Annotated in this window: 14 protein-coding genes; 5 read left to right on the forward strand and 9 right to left on the reverse strand. The window is 44.5% G+C overall.

What is annotated here, in order from left to right; genetic code table 11:
* Positions 1 to 110: 110 nt before the first annotated feature.
* A complete protein-coding gene (locus R7093_RS11020; RefSeq protein ID WP_005379701.1) occupies positions 111 to 872 on the reverse strand; it encodes a DeoR/GlpR family DNA-binding transcription regulator in 762 nt (253 codons plus the stop codon).
* A gap of 433 nt (positions 873 to 1,305) precedes the next feature.
* On the opposite strand from R7093_RS11020, the gene pykF reads away from it, so the two are divergent.
* Positions 1,306 to 2,718 carry a pyruvate kinase PykF gene (pykF, locus tag R7093_RS11025; protein WP_047101948.1) on the forward strand — a complete coding sequence of 471 codons (1,413 nt, stop codon included), beginning with the start codon at positions 1,306 to 1,308 and terminating at the stop codon, positions 2,716 to 2,718.
* Between the two features lie 157 nt (positions 2,719 to 2,875).
* A complete protein-coding gene (locus R7093_RS11030; RefSeq protein WP_080659233.1) occupies positions 2,876 to 3,562 on the forward strand; it encodes a GntR family transcriptional regulator in 687 nt (228 codons plus the stop codon).
* 54 nt (positions 3,563 to 3,616) lie between these two features.
* Here the strand turns inward: R7093_RS11030 and R7093_RS11035 are convergent, their stop codons facing one another.
* From R7093_RS11035 to R7093_RS11070, 8 genes are all read right to left on the reverse strand, one after another.
* The gene (locus tag R7093_RS11035) at positions 3,617 to 5,497 is read right to left on the reverse strand and encodes a GGDEF domain-containing protein (RefSeq protein WP_005379698.1); all 1,881 of its coding nucleotides are present in this window, start codon (positions 5,495 to 5,497) and stop codon (positions 3,617 to 3,619) included.
* A gap of 110 nt (positions 5,498 to 5,607) precedes the next feature.
* Positions 5,608 to 6,102, reverse strand: coding sequence for an acetolactate synthase small subunit (gene ilvN, locus R7093_RS11040; protein WP_005379697.1), 495 nt, complete (start codon positions 6,100 to 6,102; stop codon positions 5,608 to 5,610).
* Between the two features lies 1 nt (position 6,103).
* Positions 6,104 to 7,828, reverse strand: a complete 1,725-nt coding sequence (locus R7093_RS11045; protein ID WP_005379695.1) for an acetolactate synthase 3 large subunit — start codon at positions 7,826 to 7,828, stop codon at positions 6,104 to 6,106.
* 449 nt (positions 7,829 to 8,277) lie between these two features.
* The gene (locus tag R7093_RS11050; protein WP_033906039.1) at positions 8,278 to 10,086 is read right to left on the reverse strand and encodes an AMP-dependent synthetase/ligase; all 1,809 of its coding nucleotides are present in this window, start codon (positions 10,084 to 10,086) and stop codon (positions 8,278 to 8,280) included.
* Between the two features lie 293 nt (positions 10,087 to 10,379).
* Entirely contained in the window at positions 10,380 to 11,339 is a 960-nt protein-coding gene (gene calR, locus R7093_RS11055; RefSeq protein ID WP_005379693.1) for a LysR family transcriptional regulator CalR, read from the reverse strand.
* A gap of 553 nt (positions 11,340 to 11,892) precedes the next feature.
* Positions 11,893 to 12,939, reverse strand: coding sequence for an MJ1255/VC2487 family glycosyltransferase (locus R7093_RS11060; RefSeq protein ID WP_047101943.1), 1,047 nt, complete (start codon positions 12,937 to 12,939; stop codon positions 11,893 to 11,895).
* A 3-nt stretch (positions 12,940 to 12,942) separates the two neighbouring features.
* A complete protein-coding gene (locus R7093_RS11065) occupies positions 12,943 to 13,491 on the reverse strand; it encodes a phosphatase PAP2 family protein (protein ID WP_005379690.1) in 549 nt (182 codons plus the stop codon).
* A gap of 151 nt (positions 13,492 to 13,642) precedes the next feature.
* Positions 13,643 to 14,440: an SH3 domain-containing protein gene (locus tag R7093_RS11070; protein WP_047101941.1), complete on the reverse strand. Its 798-nt coding sequence runs from the start codon at positions 14,438 to 14,440 to the stop codon at positions 13,643 to 13,645.
* 517 nt (positions 14,441 to 14,957) lie between these two features.
* Between R7093_RS11070 and leuA the strand changes: the two genes are divergently transcribed.
* From leuA to leuC, 3 genes are all read left to right on the forward strand, one after another.
* Positions 14,958 to 16,505, forward strand: a complete 1,548-nt coding sequence (gene leuA, locus R7093_RS11075) for a 2-isopropylmalate synthase (RefSeq protein WP_005379685.1) — start codon at positions 14,958 to 14,960, stop codon at positions 16,503 to 16,505.
* 82 nt (positions 16,506 to 16,587) lie between these two features.
* Positions 16,588 to 17,679, forward strand: a complete 1,092-nt coding sequence (leuB, locus tag R7093_RS11080; protein ID WP_017820268.1) for a 3-isopropylmalate dehydrogenase — start codon at positions 16,588 to 16,590, stop codon at positions 17,677 to 17,679.
* A gap of 194 nt (positions 17,680 to 17,873) precedes the next feature.
* The gene (leuC, locus tag R7093_RS11085; RefSeq protein ID WP_005379681.1) at positions 17,874 to 19,274 is read left to right on the forward strand and encodes a 3-isopropylmalate dehydratase large subunit; all 1,401 of its coding nucleotides are present in this window, start codon (positions 17,874 to 17,876) and stop codon (positions 19,272 to 19,274) included.
* The last annotated feature ends 10 nt before the right edge of the window (positions 19,275 to 19,284 follow it).

The raw sequence follows: 19,284 nt of genomic DNA on the forward strand, positions 1-19,284 counted from the left end.
GTGTTTATCTCCGTTTGTAGTTTTGTTCTTCCCTAGCCATGATTTCAAATAGAGGCAGCAAGCAAAGGCCTTTATCCAGAGGGAAGTGAAATATGAAACTGATTACATCATTAGGCGCAAATGACTTTCACGCCATGTTGTTCAATCTGTACTTTATGCTCTGCTTGGATATCTGCATCGGTCACCAACACATCAACTTGATGCCAAGCGAGCTCTAAGTTTGGGATCTTACGGCCGATTTTTTCGGACTCTATCATTACGATCACTTCACGTGACGCTTCTGCCATTACCTTACTTAAGCCAACCAACTCATTAAATGTCGTGGTTCCACGCTCGAGATCGATGCCATCCGCACCGATGAATAGTTGGTCAAAGTCGTAAGCTCGTAATACAGATTCGGCTACTTTGCCTTGAAAGGACTCTGAGTGCGTATCCCAAGTACCGCCAGTCATCAGCAGTGTCGGTTCGCTCTCTAATTCATTTAGGGCGTTAGCAACATGCAACGAGTTGGTCATGACCACTAAGCCACGTTTGTCATTCAACTGTTGAATCAGCGCGGCAGTCGTGCTGCCACTGTCGATCACGATGCGATTATGATCGCGAATCAATGATGCTGCTGCTTTTGCTAAGCTTAACTTTCGAGTCGAAACATTAGCGCCCAATTCTTCGTGAATGACTTCCTTTGGGATAGCAATCGCACCGCCATAGCGGCGTAGAAGTTGGCCGTTTTTCTCTAAAGAAGCTAAATCCTTTCTAATCGTGACCTCTGAGGTTTCGAATTTCTGAGCAAGTTCATCAACGCTGACTTCTCCTAGTTCAGAAACCAAGTTAGAAATGGCGTGTCTTCTTAATTGAGTATTTCGTTTCGACATTTAAGTTTTGACCTTAAGTTTCGATGTGAAACTTATTATAGTCAAACCGAAACTTTCAAGTCCATTTATTTCGATCCAAAAAATTAATATTTCTCGATAAAACCTTGTCCTAAGACAATTCTTAAACAGTGATATTGGATTCATTCAGTGGTAGAATTCGCCACCGAAAAGAAAAAAAATTACAGAATTGAAGGCTATTTTTTTGAAACTTTCTGCATATAAAGTGGGATTAGTCACAAAAAGGTAACCAAAATCGCCGATCTTTTAGTCATAAAATGACTAAACTTGGTGAAAGACTTTCAGAATCTGAAGTTCTAATAATGAGACGAAAAATCGGTGGATGACAGGTACTAAATGTCATCAAAAACGTCCTGACTTCAGAGTAAATAACCGACTTTCAAATTGTAACTATACTTACCGGAGAGTATCTTCCATGAAAAAGACCAAAATCGTATGTACGATTGGCCCTAAAACAGAATCTGTAGAGAAGCTAACTGAACTAGTTAACGCAGGCATGAACGTAATGCGCCTTAACTTCTCTCACGGTGACTACGAAGAACACGGCACTCGTATCGCGAACTTCCGTAAAGTAATGGAAGCTACTGGCAAACCACTAGCAATTCTTCTAGATACTAAAGGTCCAGAAATCCGCACTATCAAGCTAGAAGGCGGTGACGATGTTGATCTAGTAGCAGGTCAAGAATTCACTTTCACAACTGACACTTCAGTTGTAGGTAACAAAGATAAAGTTGCAGTAACTTACGCTGGTTTCGCAGCAGACCTAAACGTAGGTAACACTATCCTAGTAGACGACGGTCTAATCGAGATGGAAGTTATCTCTAAGACTGAAACTGAAGTTAAATGTAAAGTTCTTAACAACGGTGCACTAGGCGAAAACAAAGGTGTTAACCTTCCTGGCGTTTCTGTAAACCTACCTGCACTATCTGAAAAAGATAAGAACGACCTTAAGTTTGGTTGTGAGCAAGGCGTTGACTTCGTAGCAGCTTCTTTCATCCGTAAAGCGTCTGACGTTCAAGAAATCCGTGAAGTACTTGCTGCAAACGGCGGCGAGAACATCCACATCATCTCTAAGATCGAAAACCAAGAAGGTGTTGATAACTTCGACGAGATCCTAGAGCTTTCTGACGGCATCATGGTTGCTCGTGGTGACCTAGGTGTTGAAATCCCAGCTGAAGAAGTAATCTTCGCTCAGAAAATGATGATCGAGAAGTGTAACCGTGCACGTAAGATGGTTATCACTGCAACTCAAATGCTTGATTCTATGATCAACAACCCACGTCCTACTCGTGCGGAAGCAGGCGACGTTGCTAACGCAGTAATGGACGGTACTGACGCAGTAATGCTTTCTGGTGAAACGGCGAAAGGTAAATACCCTGTTGAAGCGGTAACTATCATGGCTCAAATCGCGAACCGTACTGACTCAGCGCTAAAAGCTGAACTAGGTTCTCGTCTAGACAGCCCACGTCTTCGCATCACTGAAGCAGTATGTAAAGGCGCTGTAGACACAGCTGAGAAACTAGCAGCTCCACTTATCGTTGTTGCAACTGAAGGCGGTAAGTCTGCACGTTCAGTACGTAAGTACTTCCCAACTGCAAACATCCTAGCGCTAACAACTAACAAGAAAACTGCTGCACAGCTAGTTCTAACTAAAGGTGTTACTCCAGTAGTTGTTGATTCAATCGAAAGCACTGACGCATTCTACGTAGCGGGTAAAGAACTTGCTCTAGAATCAGGTCTAGGTAACAAAGGCGATATCGTTGTTATGGTTTCTGGCGCTCTAGTTGCTTCAGGTACTACGAACACAGCTTCTGTACACGTACTATAAGACTGAACTTTTAACACTTCAGTTTCTTGAGAAGGAGGGCTTATGCCCTCCTTTTTTATATGGCTTTCTTGCTCTCATAATAGGCTAATTGTATTATTCACCTCTATCAGAATTTCGTACTGTTTAATTTTATCGTCACGATTAAAGTTTCTATGAGGTGTATGTGTCTAGTCCCACTCTTACCGACAAAGTATTAAGAATGATCCGTCAGGATATTCTCGATGGCGAGCTTAAACCAGGTCAAAAACTCGTGGTTGCCGAACTCAAAGAGAAGTACAACGTAGGAGCGTCACCCATTCGAGAAGCATTGGTGCAATTATCTTGGAGCAAATACGTCAAACTCGAGCCGCAAAAAGGCTGCTGGGTTGCACCTGTATGTAAAGATGAGTTACATGACTTGTACGAAAGCCTGCAAATGGTCTCCGCATGCTTACTCAGTAAGGCAATTATGATTGGCGATGAAAAATGGGAACTGGATGTACTAACTGCTTATCACAAGTTATCCCGAGTAAAACCTGGCGAAAGCTTTTGTTGGAGGGAATGGGAAGAGCGCCAAAATCAGTTTCTTACTGCGCTGTTTGAAGGTGCTGGCTCTGTCAATATGTTTGGGTTTTTCCGCGATCTACTCACGCAAATTAAACGCTACCAATACTTCGCGATGCAGATTTTAGGCACAGGGAACCCTGGGCACTGTAATCTCGATGAGCAAGAAATACTGATGAAGGCATCGCTAGACAAAAAGAGTCAGGATGCTTTAGGTTATCTAGAGCGTTATTTGAGACAGTCAATACAGTGTATCGAAGCCGCCATCGACAACCAATGTCGCATACTGGCTAGCGAATAACGCTGAGACTAAAAAGCGGGGGGCTATCCCCGTTTATTCATTTTTGCAAAAGCGCTAAGCAATATCATCATAACTATGACACAGCGATACGCAGTTACGCCCTGCACTTTTTGACTCATACAAAGCAATATCAGCACATTTATACGTTCTTGTACGATCAGAGGTTAAATCACTATACCCAGCACTGACAGTAATGCCTCTATCACTACGCATTTGAACCGCGACACGTAGCCTGTTCAATACAATTTCAGCCTCTTCTAGTGTTGTATGCGGCATGATCACTGCAAATTCCTCACCACCGACACGAGATACAAAGTCTGTGCTGCGGACTTCTTCTAGGAGGGTTTCTGCGACACTACAAATCACCTTGTCTCCTTCGTCGTGGCCTAGCTCGTCATTAATACGCTTAAAATGGTCAATATCAAACAACGCCAAACAAGCAGGAGGGCTATCAGGATAGCGTTCAATAATCCCCGCATATTGCGCCAATTGCTCTTCAAATTTTCGGCGGTTCCACAACCCCGTCAAGCCATCTTTTTCGCTTAGGTTTCGTAATTTTTCTTCTAACTCTTTTTGCCCAGAGATATCCACCAGCGACGTAATGTAATAACTCACTTTACCTGATTTGGTTAAATTCGCCTGAATACGCATTATTGCAGTAAAGACTTGATTAAACTTAGTTCGACAACGAATCTCCCCTTCCCATACGTGTTCACTCTTCAGTGTTTTCCAGATACTCAGGTTTGCTTCGAGATCTTCAGGTAAGAGAATTAAATGATGTGCACTCCAACCTTGGGCATGCTTGGTTGAGTAACCCATCATGTTTTCAAACTCTTGATTAACCATGATGATTCTATGCGAAGCATCCGAGATCATCACCGCAGTCATACCATCAAGAGCAGCTCGAGCCAACTTCGATTCCATACTATGACGCCGATAATGCAGAGCAAGGGCTGCCGTCGGCAAAGTGAAGCCGAGCACCAAACTTAGAACAAAAAATGCTTCTTGGATTAAGTCATCAATGTCCCTCTGAGCTCGGGATAATAACTGCTCATTGGTAAGATCAATAACCAGATGAAGAGGTTCGCTAGAAACAAACTGGATGGTGCGATACGCGACCAAATTCGAACCATTGTAAGCATAGCCCGAATCTTTTGAATTTAAACTACGCCAAATGTTTGGGTACATCCGGCCAAAATTAAATTGAGAGCGAGCGGGAATTATATGGCCATATAAACGAGCTGATTTAGGGCTATCAATGTAAAATCCGTCACTCTTAATCAGCTCAATATGGAAATCAAGCACTGACGAATAGTTGAGTCGAGAGGATAAATAGTCAATATCAACATTAAGCACAAGATACCCTTCGCGCTTTCCGTTAAGCGAAATAGGCATCAAAATACGCAGTGACGGGCTATAGGGATAGACTAACTCGCCATACTCTCGTTCTAAACCTATCCCCCACGAAGCGATTTCGCCATCGTCTAAGTTCTTAGCGAATTGAAAGTAATCTCGCTCTGACTTATTTTGCAATTTGATCGCGGGCAACGCAGCGCCTGTTTCAATCTCATAATTAATCCTCACTTTTTCTCGACCAGAAACATCAAGAAAGCGAATTTGCTTATACAACTTTTGATTGATTGCGACCGAGATCCACATGTCTTCTAAGATGGAACGGTTCACCCGGTTAGGTTGGCGCAGATATTCATACAGACTTTGGCTGTGACCAAGTAGGTCACTGATCGTTTCGATTTGATCCTGAATATTGCTGTATTCACGGCCAGTATAGGCCAATTGATGTAACGCTTCTTGAGCGGTGTTCTCAACATTGTTTTCTAACAACGTCAGATATTTCTGATAGTAGTAAGCGGCAGTGAGTGCACTAAAAAATAGTGCTGTCGCCAATAAGGTGCCGACTCGCTTAGGTACTTTCACACGTCTAATGCCTATCATGCTTACTAAAACGACAATTATATCATTAATTGTTATTTTCTAAACAAAAAAGCCACTTAGATTAAGTGGCTTTTCTATATGCAATCAGAGAGTTAAGGTTTGAGAGCTCGCTCTCCTCGCGCAATGCCAACGACACCACTACGAGCAACTTCGACAACTTCGGTCACTTCGGATATCGCTTGAATGAAGGCATCTAGCTTTTCACTCGTACCCGCAAGTTGTACGGTGTATTGGGAAGCCGTGACATCCACGATCTGGCCACGAAAGATGTCTGCCGTCCGCTTCACTTCTGCTCGCGCAAAACCACTGGCTTTCACTTTCACCATCATCAGTTCACGCTCAATGTGCTCATACTCGGTGACTTCTTGCACTTTCAGCACATCGATCAATTTGTGTAACTGCTTCTGAATTTGTTCCAACTGCATCTCATCAGATGTCGTGGTAATGTTCATTCGCGACAGGGTTTCATCATCAGTCGGTGATACCGTCAAAGATTCAATGTTGTAACCACGTTGAGAGAACAAACCAACAACACGAGACAACGCACCCGGTTGGTTTTCCAATAGCAATGAAATAATGTGTCTCATATTAAGTTCTCTCCGTTTTGCTTAGCCACATTTTATCCATACCCTCACCTTTGATTTGCATCGGGTATACGTGTTCGGTTTCGTCTACGTTGATGTCCACAAACACCAGACGATCTTTCATATCCAACGCTTTTTGTAGCCCTTCTTCGAGCTGATCAGGCGTTTCGATACGAATACCGACGTGACCATAAGCTTCTGCAATCGCTGCAAAGTCAGGAACAGAACTCATGTAAGAATTAGAGTGACGACCTTGATAAATAATGTCTTGCCACTGTTTTACCATGCCTAAGAATCGGTTGTTCAGGTTGATGATCTTCACTGGAATGTCGTATTGCATGGCTGTCGACAATTCTTGAATGTTCATCTGAATACTGCCGTCACCAGTCACAACCACGACCTCTTCTTGTGGCATGGCAAACTTCACGCCCATGCCAGCCGGAAGACCAAATCCCATGGTGCCAAGACCACCAGAGTTTATCCAACGGCGCGGCTTATTGAATGGGTAGTACAGCGCCGCAAACATCTGATGCTGGCCCACATCAGACGCCACATATGCGTCACCATTAGTTAGCTTGTGCAGCGTTTCAATTACTTGCTGTGGCTTGATTCGTTCTGGAGACGTTTCATAAGACAAGCAGTTGCGGTCACGCCATACTTGAATGTCATCCCACCATGCAGTGATAGCATCTTGATCATTTCCACTACCTTGCTCTGCAAGCAGCCCGAGCATGGTTGTCAGCACTTTTTCCGCAGAACCTACGATCGGCAAATCCACTTTCACGTTTTTCGAGATCGATGACGGATCGATATCAATATGCATCACTTTTGCGTTTGGGCAGTACTTTTCAAGGTTGTTGGTTGTACGGTCATCAAAACGCACACCGATACCAAAAATAAGATCCGCTTCATGCATTGCCATATTAGCTTCGTAAGTGCCGTGCATACCCAACATGCCCAGTGAGTTTTTATGTGTACCCGGGAATGCCCCCAAGCCCATCAAAGTACTCACAACGGGTAGGTTCAGTTTGTCGGAAAGCTCTAAAATATGTTCATGAGCGCCAGAAATCACCGCACCACCACCGATATAAAGCACTGGTTTTTTCGCTTCTAATAGCGATTTAAGCGCTTTTTTAATCTGGCCTTTATGGCCCGAAGTTGTCGGCTTGTAAGAACGCATTGAAAGCGTTTCTGGATATTGATAAGGCAGTTTGATTTGCGGGTTCATCACATCTTTTGGCAAATCAATCACAACTGGACCAGGTCGACCTGTAGTCGCGATATAAAACGCTTTTTTGATTGTTTCAGGAATATCTTCCGCTTTTTTTACTAAAAAGCTGTGTTTGACCACTGGGCGGGAGACACCGACGATGTCACACTCTTGGAAAGCATCATTACCAATTAGGCTATTCGGTACGTTACCCGAGATAACGATCATTGGGATAGAGTCCATATACGCTGTTGCAATACCCGTAATGGTATTGGTCGCGCCCGGCCCCGAGCACACAAGTACGACACCCGGTTTACCGGTAGCTCGAGCGTAACCATCTGCCATATGAGTGGCGGCTTGCTCATGCCTTACAAGTACGTGTTTGATTTGATCGGTTTTGGCATGCAGTGCATCGTAGATATCCAAAACAGAGCCACCTGGGTAGCCAAAGATCTGCTCTACGTGCTCTTCTATCAGAGATTGAACCACCATCTCTGCGCCTGACAACATTGCTGTCATAATTGCTCTCCTTAGCCAGTTTCCTCACCGTAAGGTCAACGGATTGGTCTGGTTTTACATAGTCTAGGTCTTATTCGTAGCCTAATCGAAATACTTCCACGTTTTCGGCTATGTCTTGCGTTCGTCATAACATCCCGCAAGGTTACCCAACAAATGTAACGTTTTATTATCAATGGGTCTAATGAGAGATTGGTCTACTTTTTAAACAAGATACTAGTAATTAGAATGTTAGTAGGAATAGCAGCCACACATCTCCTATTTCACAGTACAACCTAAAAAGTTAACGCTCAAAAAAAGAACATTATTTCATAAGCTTTTAGCTACAGGGTGCGAAATAGCGTTATTTGACGAGCAGAACAGAAAAAATCAATACAAACAAAAATCCCCAGCAATGCGCGATCACATCACTGGGGATTTTTTCATCAATATAAAATCTAAGTCAGCTTAAGTTACTTTTTATCCGACTTTTCCTTATACATTTCTTCAATTTCATCTTGGTATTTGTCATTGATGACTTTACGACGAAGTTTTTGAGTTGGCGTTAACTCACCATCATCCATAGAGAAAGCTCTTGGTAACAATTTAAACTTCTTCACTTGTTCAAACTTTGCCAACTCTTTTTGAAGATCGTTTACACGCTTCTCAAGCATTTCGACCACCTGGTGGTGCTTAATCAACTCAACGCGATCGTGATATTTGATATTCAGCTCTTTCGCGTACTCTTCTAGCGAGTCATAACAAGGCACGATAAGCGCAGAAACAAACTTACGAGTATCCGCAATGACTGCGATTTGCTCGATGAAGTGGTCTTTACCAATCGCACCTTCAATCATTTGTGGAGCGATGTATTTACCACCTGAAGTTTTCATCAACTCTTTGATACGATCGGTGATGAACAAGTTGCCATTTTCATCAATGTAACCAGCGTCGCCCGTTTTTAGGAAACCGTGCTCATCAAAGGTCTTTTCCGTCTCTTCTGGCATTTTGTAATAGCCACGCATCACCATTGGACCACGAACCAGAATCTCGTTGTTTTCGCCGATCTTAACCTGTGCGCCAGGCATCGACATACCAATAGAGTCGGGGTTAAAACATTTATCATCCCAACACGATACTGTCGCCGTGGTTTCAGTCATGCCGTAGCCCAACTTAACGTTGATACCAATCGCATGGAAGAATCGACCGATGGTTTCATCCAACTTTGCACCGCCACAAGGCATAAAGTTGATTTGCCCGCCAAGTAGCGCACGCAGTTTGCTCAGAACCAACTTATCCGCCAAAGCGTATGACTTACGCAGCAAGAGCGATGGCTGACGTTTTTCTTGATGACAAGCGGCCATTTTTGCGCCCATGTTGACTGCCCAAGTAAACATGATCTTACGATGAATCGGCGCGCGAGACACTTTCTCGTGAATCGCAGAGAAGATCTTCTCATAGAAACGCGGTACGGCACACATCACGGTAGGTCGCACCTGGCTCAGTGCATCACGTACTTGCATGGTGTCTTGCAAATAGCAGTTGGTCGCCCCTTTGTACAATACATAAAAGGTCCAAGCGCGCTCAAATACGTGTGACAACGGAAGGAAACATAATGACACGTCACTTTGAGAAAGGCTCAAGCGCTGATCGTGCCCTTCCAATTGCGCCGCAATGTTTGCGTAGTCCAACATAACGCCTTTTGGCTGGCCTGTTGTACCCGAGGTGTAGATGAGCGTGAGTAGATCATCTTCTTTTGCCTGATCTAAACGCGCATCCAATTCAACTTGATATGTAGTGTCGCCTTTGGCAACAAATGCTTGCCAAGAGATAACGAAATCATGATCGCCAAGTTCTATATCATCAGACATCGCAACAATGAGCTCTAACTGTTCGCACTGGTCGAAAATGCTCACTGCTGCATCAAATTGAGGCTGTTCACCAACAAACAGAACTTTGACGTCTGCATTGTTAATGATGTACGCCGACTGGGCGGCAGTATTGGTTGGGTAAATAGGTACTGTCACGCTGCGTAATTGCAGTGCTGCGATATCAGCGATCGTCCATTGCGGCATGTTGTTCGAGAAAATGCCGATCTTATCTTGGACTCCTAATCCCTGAGCCAAAAGTGCAAGTGATAAAGCATCAACTTGCTGACCAAATTGCGTCCACGTAATACCTTGCCACTCCTCACCCACTTTATGCTTGAGTGCAACGCGTGTACCACCGTTCGCAATTTGTTCACGAATACGTTTAACGATATGAAAATCTAACTTGGCCATTCTTTTACTTACCTTTTGGCTTACAGGCGTAAGCTAATTGAGCGAACAAGTGTACTCACGGCTTGCTAAAACGCAACTGACCAGTATCAAACTTATCACTAATAAGAGACAACTATCACTTATACGTCGCGAACGTACCTCAAATTGCTGAATGATTACTCTATTTAACTTACTGTTTCGATTGTTGATTACGAAAACAAAAAGCCCCGAGAGACAAAAATCGCTCGGGGACCAATGAATTGTAAAAATTGATGATTACCAATATGGTCTAATCGAGAAGACCAAACGTCATCTTATTTTGCGGCAACGACTTCACCACAAGTGATCATCAGTTGATCGCGCAGCCAAATGTGGCCTTTATCTTTTTCACTTGATTCATGCCAGCTTAAGAATCCGCTGATTTCTTTGTTCGCAAATGGGAAATCAAGAATTTGCAGTTGATCGCTGTTTACCGCATTTTCCGCCATCCAACGTGGTGCAATAGTCACAAGCTCAGATTGACCCACCACGTATAGTAGGTTGCTTAAACTAGAACCTTCATACGCCGCTTGGCAATCCAGTTCACGGTACGCTTGCTCTGAGAAACTACGTTGGCCATGCACTTTCGATAACTTCGCATGCTTTTCGTTAAGCAGTTGCTCTGCCGTCACACCACCTTGAATGCGTGGGTGTGTTTTTGATGCGATAACCACTAATTCATCTTTGAAGATTTCAGTACTTGAGAAACCTTGCTCATCAAAACGAGCGTAGTCGATCACGAAATCAATTTCTTGGTAGCGCATACGCTCAGACAACAAACGGTCAAATTCTGCATCTAGGTGAAGCTGAACGTTTGGTGCTTGTTGATTCACTTTTGCCATGATCTTCGGAGCAAAACGCATGTCGCAAGGGCTGCAAATCGCAAGCTTGAATAAGCGAGTCGAAGATTCTGGCTGGAATACAGAGCTAGGAAGTTCATTGCGAATCAGCTGTAGTGCTTGGCGAATAGGGCCAAACAGTTGACGTGCTCGTTGCGTAGGCTGAATACCACGGCCTTGGCGCATGAATAGCTCGTCGTTAAACATCACTTTTAAGCGTGCCACGGCGTTACTTACCGCCGGCTGAGACATGCCTAGGTTATGTGCTGCACGAGTAATATTTTGCTCTTGCATTACAGCATCAAATACAGTCAGTAGGTTTAAATCTACACCACGCAAAGTGCTTTCCATACGGTAGCTAGCAATTGCGCTCATCGCGTCTTTCTTCTCTAACATTGAGTGCGCCTCTTTTGTAATCGTCAACTTTGTTCATTAAATTCATAACGAATAGAATCCCATCTCGCACAAAAGACGGCGGCTGGATTCGAATCATTTTACGAATAGATAACCTAACTTTTTATTATATTTATCGTCCGGATACTTCCGGCTCGAACTGTACTATCAACTAATCGATTGCGGTTTCGCAACTAGATTGATATTTAATCAGTAAATTTTAGCCAATTAGGTATTTATTTATTAAATAACAAAGACTTGATAAAAACATAAAAAACTATAAAACACGTAAAAATGCATTCTTTGAGGACGTATTTAGCAAATTGATAGGACAGGCGGTCAACACAAGCATGCATTTAGCTCAGTTATTAGTTGGAATAAGAACAACAGATGACAGCTATATCTCTGATTGAATTTTGCACTTATCAGTCAAATTATCAGCAAATACACACTGAATAGAAATGAGAGAGGAAGAATAAAAATGCAGCCTTCTAAACAGAAAGGCTGCAACAAAATCGTGTCAAAAATGGAAGGAACAGTGTACTGAACAACGTACTTAAATGTTCGACACGTAACTTGGAAAATCAACCTGCTCCCACAGTTGTCTGGATAACTCTGCTTTTGAATCCCATGCACCTTGCAGTACCCAATGAACAATAGCCTGAGCAACATCTGGGTATTTCACACTTTCGGCTTGTTGCTCCTTTAGCCACTGGCGTACTGCGGAAATGTCTAAGCTCTCCATCGACATCGCAAGCCCTAAATCTTCTAAGGTCGCAACATTGCTCTGCTGCTCGAATTGACCCGCGAGTGGCTTTAGTAACAATTTTTTCCCCAAAGACAAGGCTTCTGAAGGAAGCTCAAACCCACCATTAGCAATGACACCACTACAGCGATGCAAATGATGCTGGAAGTTGCTGTGGCATAAAGGGCGCAGTTCTATGTTTTCTACCTGCTCACATTCGATCACATCCGGGTGATAACAGATAAACGCTTGTTGATTAAAGTGGAACAATAAGTCCGAGATATCTTCTATCGATTCGAACGGCAGATACACCAACACGAAGTCGTCGTTTTCTGCTTGGCTATCGACGGTATGCACTATTGGTGGTAACAAAGGTTGATCAAAATGATGCCAATGCAAACCAAGGTGATGTTGAGAAGGCGCAAAGTATTCAATGACGGATTTATCTAACCAACTTGCTCCCTTTAGTGGCACCGGATAACGGAAAGCATTTTGGTGGCTAATACCAATAGAAGGCTTATTTTGTTGTCTCGCTGCCCACGCAGTCACAGGTTCGAAATCATTAATGATAAGATCGTAGGACGACAGATCGAGTTGCTTAACTTCTTTGAAAAACTGCACCAAATTGTTATTCAATGCTGTTTTCGCGTAGTTTACAGAGCCTTTTTCGGTAATAAAGGTGAAGCCTCGGCGAGTCTGGTAATCGCCAAATGCTTCCATTGAAAAGTATTTTTCCGGCGCTCGCCCAGAAAACAAAAAGTCGACCTCAACATTGTGCTCTTTAAACGCATGACTCATCGCCCTTGCGCGTGCAATATGTCCGTTTCCTGTCCCTTGAACACCGTACAAGATTTTCATCAATTAGCCTCCTAACATCGCAATCGCTAATCCACCACAAAGACTGCCAAGCAGTGCACCAATGATGACATCGGTAAAAAAGTGCACACCCAATAAGATTCGCGCGGTTCCGATTAAACTTGCCCAAAAGAATGCAGCAACGCCTAGGCTCGGATAGAAATGGTCAATCAGCGTCGCCATGACAAACGCAGCGGCAGTGTGTCCTGAAGGAAGACTGTAGCGATCGGAGGGAGTAATAAAAGCAGGAAGGAGTGCACTAAGCTCTTCAGGGCGACGACGCTTAAAACTATTTTTCAGCGTCCAATAAATTGGTAGCTCGATAGCAAAAGCAAGTAAACCCGCCAGTAAAAACCAGACTCCTTGCTCCTTATCTAAATACCAAGCTAATAACCCCAACACCAAGTAAAGATGCCCGTCACCACTGTGGGAGACTCCTTTGCTGATATTGGCGACTTGTTGATTAAAACGGTGCTTAAGACAAACACTAGAGAGCGCTAAATCAAACTTAGCAATGGTTGCAATTGGCTGTGTAATTGTCTCTATGGTTCGCATGTGACCTTTCCTTACTTTGACAACGCCTTTGTGTGAAAAGTAGGAGGTTTAGGTGACAACAGCATGACGGGAGTTTGGACAATTAATGACAAAGGCCAAATTAAAGTGTGCCCAACAATTTATCTATTGGGCATAACCATAAAATAGAACACTAAGAAGGGTTTGCTGGTTGCGGTTGAGGGGTATCTATATACCAGACTTTTCTCTTCTTGCGGCAGGCGCGCAAAGAGCCTGTCGTCATGTCGCCATCTTTTGTAAGCTCATAGCTCAGTGAGCGGCAAGTATAGTTTCCCGACAGTTCATGCTCTATACTCGTTTGCTCCGTTTTACTCGATTTAGGCTCTAGTAGAGGGTTAGGCTGAGTAGATAAAATGTCACGATTTATCACATTGCTGCGCGCATAATCCTTATGGACATAACCTTTTATCACTCCTTTCTGTTCAACGAGAAACCAAGGTTGATCAACCACTTTTGCTAGCACATTAAAGACTTCCCCTTTCGATAATACGCCAAGCTTTGCCCCTTCAAGACTCGGTTTAGAGCGTAGGTTTAATGTGGTCTTAGAGCGGTAAGAAACATCCATAAACTCTACTGGGTTTGAGGTATCGACACCTTCAGTGGTTGGTCGGAAAACTTCCGCTTGCTGTTTCTCACTAGGTTGAACGCGGATCTTCCACCAAGAATACGTTTCCGGATCTTTACCTTTAAACTTATTTCGGCTGTCAGACTCAAGGGCAACAAGCATCTGATTCAAGAACGATTCGCGTCCCTCATAACTCAAAAATCGATCCATTTGATCATTGATAACCATGACGCTCTGCGAGTGATCATTCATAACAACGGGGGAAGCCACTTCCACATAGGTCTGCGATTGAAACAGCTGACAACCCGACAAGCTGACCAGAGTAAATACTATGGCTGAACGTCCAAATTGTTTTGTTAACCTCATTCTTTCCCTAACCCTTATTTCTTTTACCTAGTGCAACTGCACTACTATAAATGGTCATTCAAAACTTTTGCCAAACAATTCGGACCTTTGTGTGACAAGTCGCAATCCCGATGCTTGTTTTGGTAATGAAACGTCGCAAACTTGATGAGAACTTACTTCTTCTAGCACGTTTCTATCGCATCATGCCGTTTCACTTAGTGCATCATTTTTCTCAAGCAAACGAAAAGACTCATCCGATATGAATAAAAAATCGACTTTAGGGTTGACGCGCTTCATGGAGTGCGGTACTAATTTGTTAACTTAATTATGTGGAAAGCTTAACAACTATGTCAGCTCATTTTTCTATCCTGCTTAGCCTCCTCCTGATCGTGACCAGTTCGCGCGGGTAGGCTGTGGAAGAAAAATAACCACACCAATTTCTAAGAACCCGCATGAGAATGCGGGTTTTTTTATATCTAAATACTGGAAGTAAACGATTCACTTGCGCGAAAGTGCAGAAATCAGGAAGGAAGCAAACATGAACGATCAGGTCATTATATTCGACACCACATTGCGTGATGGCGAGCAAGCGTTGTCAGCAAGCTTGACGGTTAAAGAAAAACTGCAGATTGCCTATGCGCTGGAAAGACTCGGCGTTGATGTTATCGAAGCTGGCTTCCCAATCTCTTCACCAGGTGATTTCGAGTCTGTACAAACCATCGCAAAAAACATAAAAAACAGTCGAGTTTGTGCCCTTTCGCGTGCCGTTGCGAAAGACATTGATGCTGCCGCTGAAGCCTTAAAAGTGGCTGACCAATTCCGTATCCACACGTTTTTAGCCACTTCCACCATTCACGTAGAAGACAAACTACGCCGCAGCTACGACGATGTACTAGAAATGGCAGTCAACGCCGTTAAACATGCACGTAACTACACTGATGATGTCGAGTTTTCTTGTGAAGATGCTGGTCGTACTCCAATCGACAACCTATGTCGCATGGTAGAAGCCGCCATCAATGCAGGTGCGAGTACAATCAACATTCCAGATACCGTTGGCTACACCGTACCAAGTGAGTTTGGTGGGATTATTGAAACCCTATTTAACCGCGTTCCGAACATTGATAAAGCGATCATCTCCGTTCACTGTCACGACGATTTGGGGATGTCAGTTGCCAACTCTATTGCCGCCGTTCAAGCTGGCGCACGTCAGATAGAAGGCACGATCAATGGCATTGGAGAGCGAGCGGGTAACTGTTCACTTGAAGAGATCGCAATGATCATCAAGACTCGTCAAGAGTTTTTGGGCGTTCACACTGGCATTAAGCATGATGAAATTCACCGCACCAGTAAGTTGGTTAGCCAGCTATGCAATATGCCTATTCAAAGCAACAAAGCAATTGTGGGTGCAAATGCGTTTAGCCACTCTTCAGGCATCCACCAAGATGGCATGTTGAAGAATAAGAATACCTACGAAATCATGACCCCTGAGTCTATTGGCCTAAAAAACCAAGCTCTGAACCTAACCAGCCGCAGCGGTCGCGCTGCCGTGAAGAGCCATATGGATACCATGGGTTACAACGAAGACGAGTACAACCTAGACGCGCTGTATGCGGATTTCTTGAAACTTGCTGATCGCAAAGGCCAAGTGTTCGATTACGACCTAGAAGCCCTAATGCACTTCTCGAACTTGCGTGAAGAAGATGACTTCTACAAATTGAGCTACCTAAGCGTGCAGTCTGGCAGCGTAATGGCTACCACCAGCATCAAAATGCAATGCGGTGATGAAGAAATGTGTGAAGCAGCGGTCGGTAATGGCCCAGTTGATGCGCTATACCAATGTATCTACCGCGTGACAGGCTACGACATCGTTCTGGATAAATTCGACCTAACCGCGAAAGGTGAAGGTGAAGATGGTTTGGGTCAAGCAGACATCATTGCCAACTACAAAGGTCGCAAATACCACGGTACGGGTGTTTCCACCGACATCGTTGAGGCTTCCGGCCAAGCATTATTGCACGTTATTAACAGCATTCATCGTGCAGATAAAATCGAAGAAATGAAGCAGAAAAAGATTGCGACTGTGTAATAACAACCGGGCTACACGGCTCAGGAAAGAACACGCTCGTTGAATTAATTAAGCTCAAAATTAGAAAACTTAAAGGATTAACATGACAGACAAATCGTACAAAATTGCCGTCCTACCCGGTGACGGCATTGGCCCGGAAGTAATGGCGCAGGCACATAAAGTATTGGATGCAATCGAAAAGAAACATGGTATTGCGTTTGAGCGTGACGAGCATGATGTCGGTGGTATCGCGATCGACAACCACGGTTGCCCACTTCCAGAGAGCACAATAAAAGCATGTGAAGAGTCTGATGCAGTCCTATTCGGCTCGGTTGGCGGCCCTAAGTGGGAGCACTTACCACCAAACGACCAACCTGAACGTGGTGCCCTACTTCCACTACGCAAACACTTCCAACTGTTCTGTAACTTACGTCCAGCGCAAATTCACTCAGGTCTTGAAGCTTTCTCACCGCTACGTGCAGACATCTCGGGTCGCGGCTTTGACATCGTGGTAGTCCGTGAACTGACGGGTGGTATCTACTTCGGCCAACCGAAAGGTCGTGAAGGTGAAGGCGCAACAGAAAAAGCATTTGATACTGAGGTGTACCACCGCTTTGAGATCGAACGTATTGCAAAAATCGCTTTTGACTCTGCTCGTCTACGTCGCAAGAAAGTGTGCTCTATCGACAAAGCGAACGTTCTACAAAGCTCTATCTTATGGCGTGAAGTAGTCGAAGAAATCGCAAAAGACTACCCAGATGTCGAGTTGTCACACATGTACATTGATAACGCGACTATGCAGCTTATCAAAGACCCTGCTCAGTTCGACGTAATGCTGTGTTCAAACATCTTCGGCGACATCATTTCTGATGAATGTGCGATGATCACAGGCTCTATGGGTATGTTGCCATCAGCAAGTCTAAACGAAAGCAAATTCGGTCTGTACGAGCCAGCAGGTGGCAGTGCACCAGATATCGCAGGTAAGAACATCGCTAACCCTGTGGCACAAATCCTGTCTGCGGCACTGATGCTACGTTATAGCCTAGGTGAGGAAACGGCGGCACAAGACATCGAAACGGCAGTTTCAAAAGCGCTATCAGCGGGGGAACTAACGGGTGACCTTGCTGGTGACAACCCAGCACTTTCGACGTCTGAGATGGGCGATAAGATCGCTGAGTACGTCTTAAACTCTTAATACAAAACAGATTCATAATAAATACTAAATCCTCGGTCAACCAATGGCTTTCCTCTAAGTCATTGGTGCAATAGCAAGGCAGCAAGCCCATTTATATTAAGGCGTTTAGTTCGCTAAATAAGCTAAATAACTGGATAAACGGGTGTCGCTAACGCAGTTATTGCGGCAACGGCGATGAGGAAAGGAAGCAAACAATGGGCAAAACATTATACGAAAAAGTCTACGACGCACACGTTGCCGTCGCAGCAGAAGGGGAAAACCCAATCTTGTACATCGACCGTCACTTGGTACACGAAGTGACGTCTCCGCAAGCATTTGACGGCTTGCGTGAAAAAGGTCGTAAAGTGCGTCAGGTCAGCAAAACTTTTGCCACCATGGACCACAACGTTTCGACAACCACCAAAGACATCAACGCATCGGGTGAGATGGCTCGTATCCAGATGGAAACGCTATCGAAAAACTGTGAAGAGTTTGGCGTTACGCTTTACGACATCAACCATAAATACCAAGGTATTGTGCATGTTATGGGCCCAGAGCTTGGTATTACCCTACCGGGCATGACCATTGTTTGTGGTGACTCGCACACGGCTACACACGGTGCATTCGGCTCTCTCGCTTTTGGTATTGGTACATCAGAAGTTGAGCACGTATTAGCAACTCAAACGCTAAAACAAGCGCGCGCCAAAACGATGAAGATCGAAGTAAAAGGCAAAGTGGCTCCGGGTATCACGGCGAAAGATATCGTGCTAGCAATCATCGGTGAAACTACAGCAGCTGGCGGTACAGGCTACGTGGTTGAATTCTGTGGTGAAGCGATCACTGACCTTTCAATGGAAGGCCGCATGACCGTATGTAACATGGCGATAGAGCTAGGTGCGAAAGCCGGTTTGATTGCGCCAGATGAAACCACGTTCGAATACATCAAAGGCCGTAAATTCTCACCTCAAGGTGCCGACTTTGATGCAGCAGTAGAATACTGGAAGACATTAAAAACTGACGATGATGCTCAGTTTGATGCAGTCGTGACGCTAAACGCAGCAGACATTAAACCACAAGTCACTTGGGGTACTAACCCAGGCCAAGTGATCGCGGTAGATCAACCTATCCCAGCACCAGAAAGCTTTGCCGACCCAGTAGAAAAGGCATCGGCAGAAAAAGCATTGGCTTACATGGGCCTAGAGGCAGGCAAGTCATTGTCTGATTACAACGTCGATAAAGTCTTCGTTGGTTCTTGTACTAACTCACGTATCGAAGACATGCGCGCAGCCGCTGAAGTAGCGAAAGGTCGCAAAGTCGCGCCTCACGTTCAAGCGCTGATCGTTCCTGGCTCTGAGCAAGTAAAAGCGCAAGCAGAAGCGGAAGGCTTGGACGTTATCTTTAAAGAAGCGGGCTTTGAGTGGCGCCTACCAGGTTGCTCGATGTGTCTAGCAATGAACAATGACCGTTTGGGCCCACATGAACGTTGTGCGTCTACTTCAAACCGTAACTTTGAAGGCCGCCAAGGTCGTGATGGCCGTACCCACCTAGTGAGCCCTGCGATGGCAGCGGCAGCAGCAATTGCTGGTCACTTTGTAGATATTCGTGAACTAGACTAAGGAGCAAACC

Source organism: Vibrio sp. 1580 (assembly GCF_033340055.1).

Coding starts and splice junctions, on each gene's coding strand:
- leuB (WP_017820268.1), top strand. CDS start 16,588: ATGACAGACAAATCGTACAAAATTGCCGTCCTACCCGGTGACGGCATT.
- R7093_RS11065 (WP_005379690.1), bottom strand. CDS start 13,491: ATGCGAACCATAGAGACAATTACACAGCCAATTGCAACCATTGCTAAG.
- ilvN (WP_005379697.1), bottom strand. CDS start 6,102: ATGAGACACATTATTTCATTGCTATTGGAAAACCAACCGGGTGCGTTG.
- R7093_RS11070 (WP_047101941.1), bottom strand. CDS start 14,440: ATGAGGTTAACAAAACAATTTGGACGTTCAGCCATAGTATTTACTCTG.
- R7093_RS11020 (WP_005379701.1), bottom strand. CDS start 872: ATGTCGAAACGAAATACTCAATTAAGAAGACACGCCATTTCTAACTTG.
- R7093_RS11050 (WP_033906039.1), bottom strand. CDS start 10,086: ATGGCCAAGTTAGATTTTCATATCGTTAAACGTATTCGTGAACAAATT.
- leuC (WP_005379681.1), top strand. CDS start 17,874: ATGGGCAAAACATTATACGAAAAAGTCTACGACGCACACGTTGCCGTC.
- calR (WP_005379693.1), bottom strand. CDS start 11,339: ATGTTAGAGAAGAAAGACGCGATGAGCGCAATTGCTAGCTACCGTATG.
- R7093_RS11060 (WP_047101943.1), bottom strand. CDS start 12,939: ATGAAAATCTTGTACGGTGTTCAAGGGACAGGAAACGGACATATTGCA.
- R7093_RS11045 (WP_005379695.1), bottom strand. CDS start 7,828: ATGACAGCAATGTTGTCAGGCGCAGAGATGGTGGTTCAATCTCTGATA.
- pykF (WP_047101948.1), top strand. CDS start 1,306: ATGAAAAAGACCAAAATCGTATGTACGATTGGCCCTAAAACAGAATCT.
- leuA (WP_005379685.1), top strand. CDS start 14,958: ATGAACGATCAGGTCATTATATTCGACACCACATTGCGTGATGGCGAG.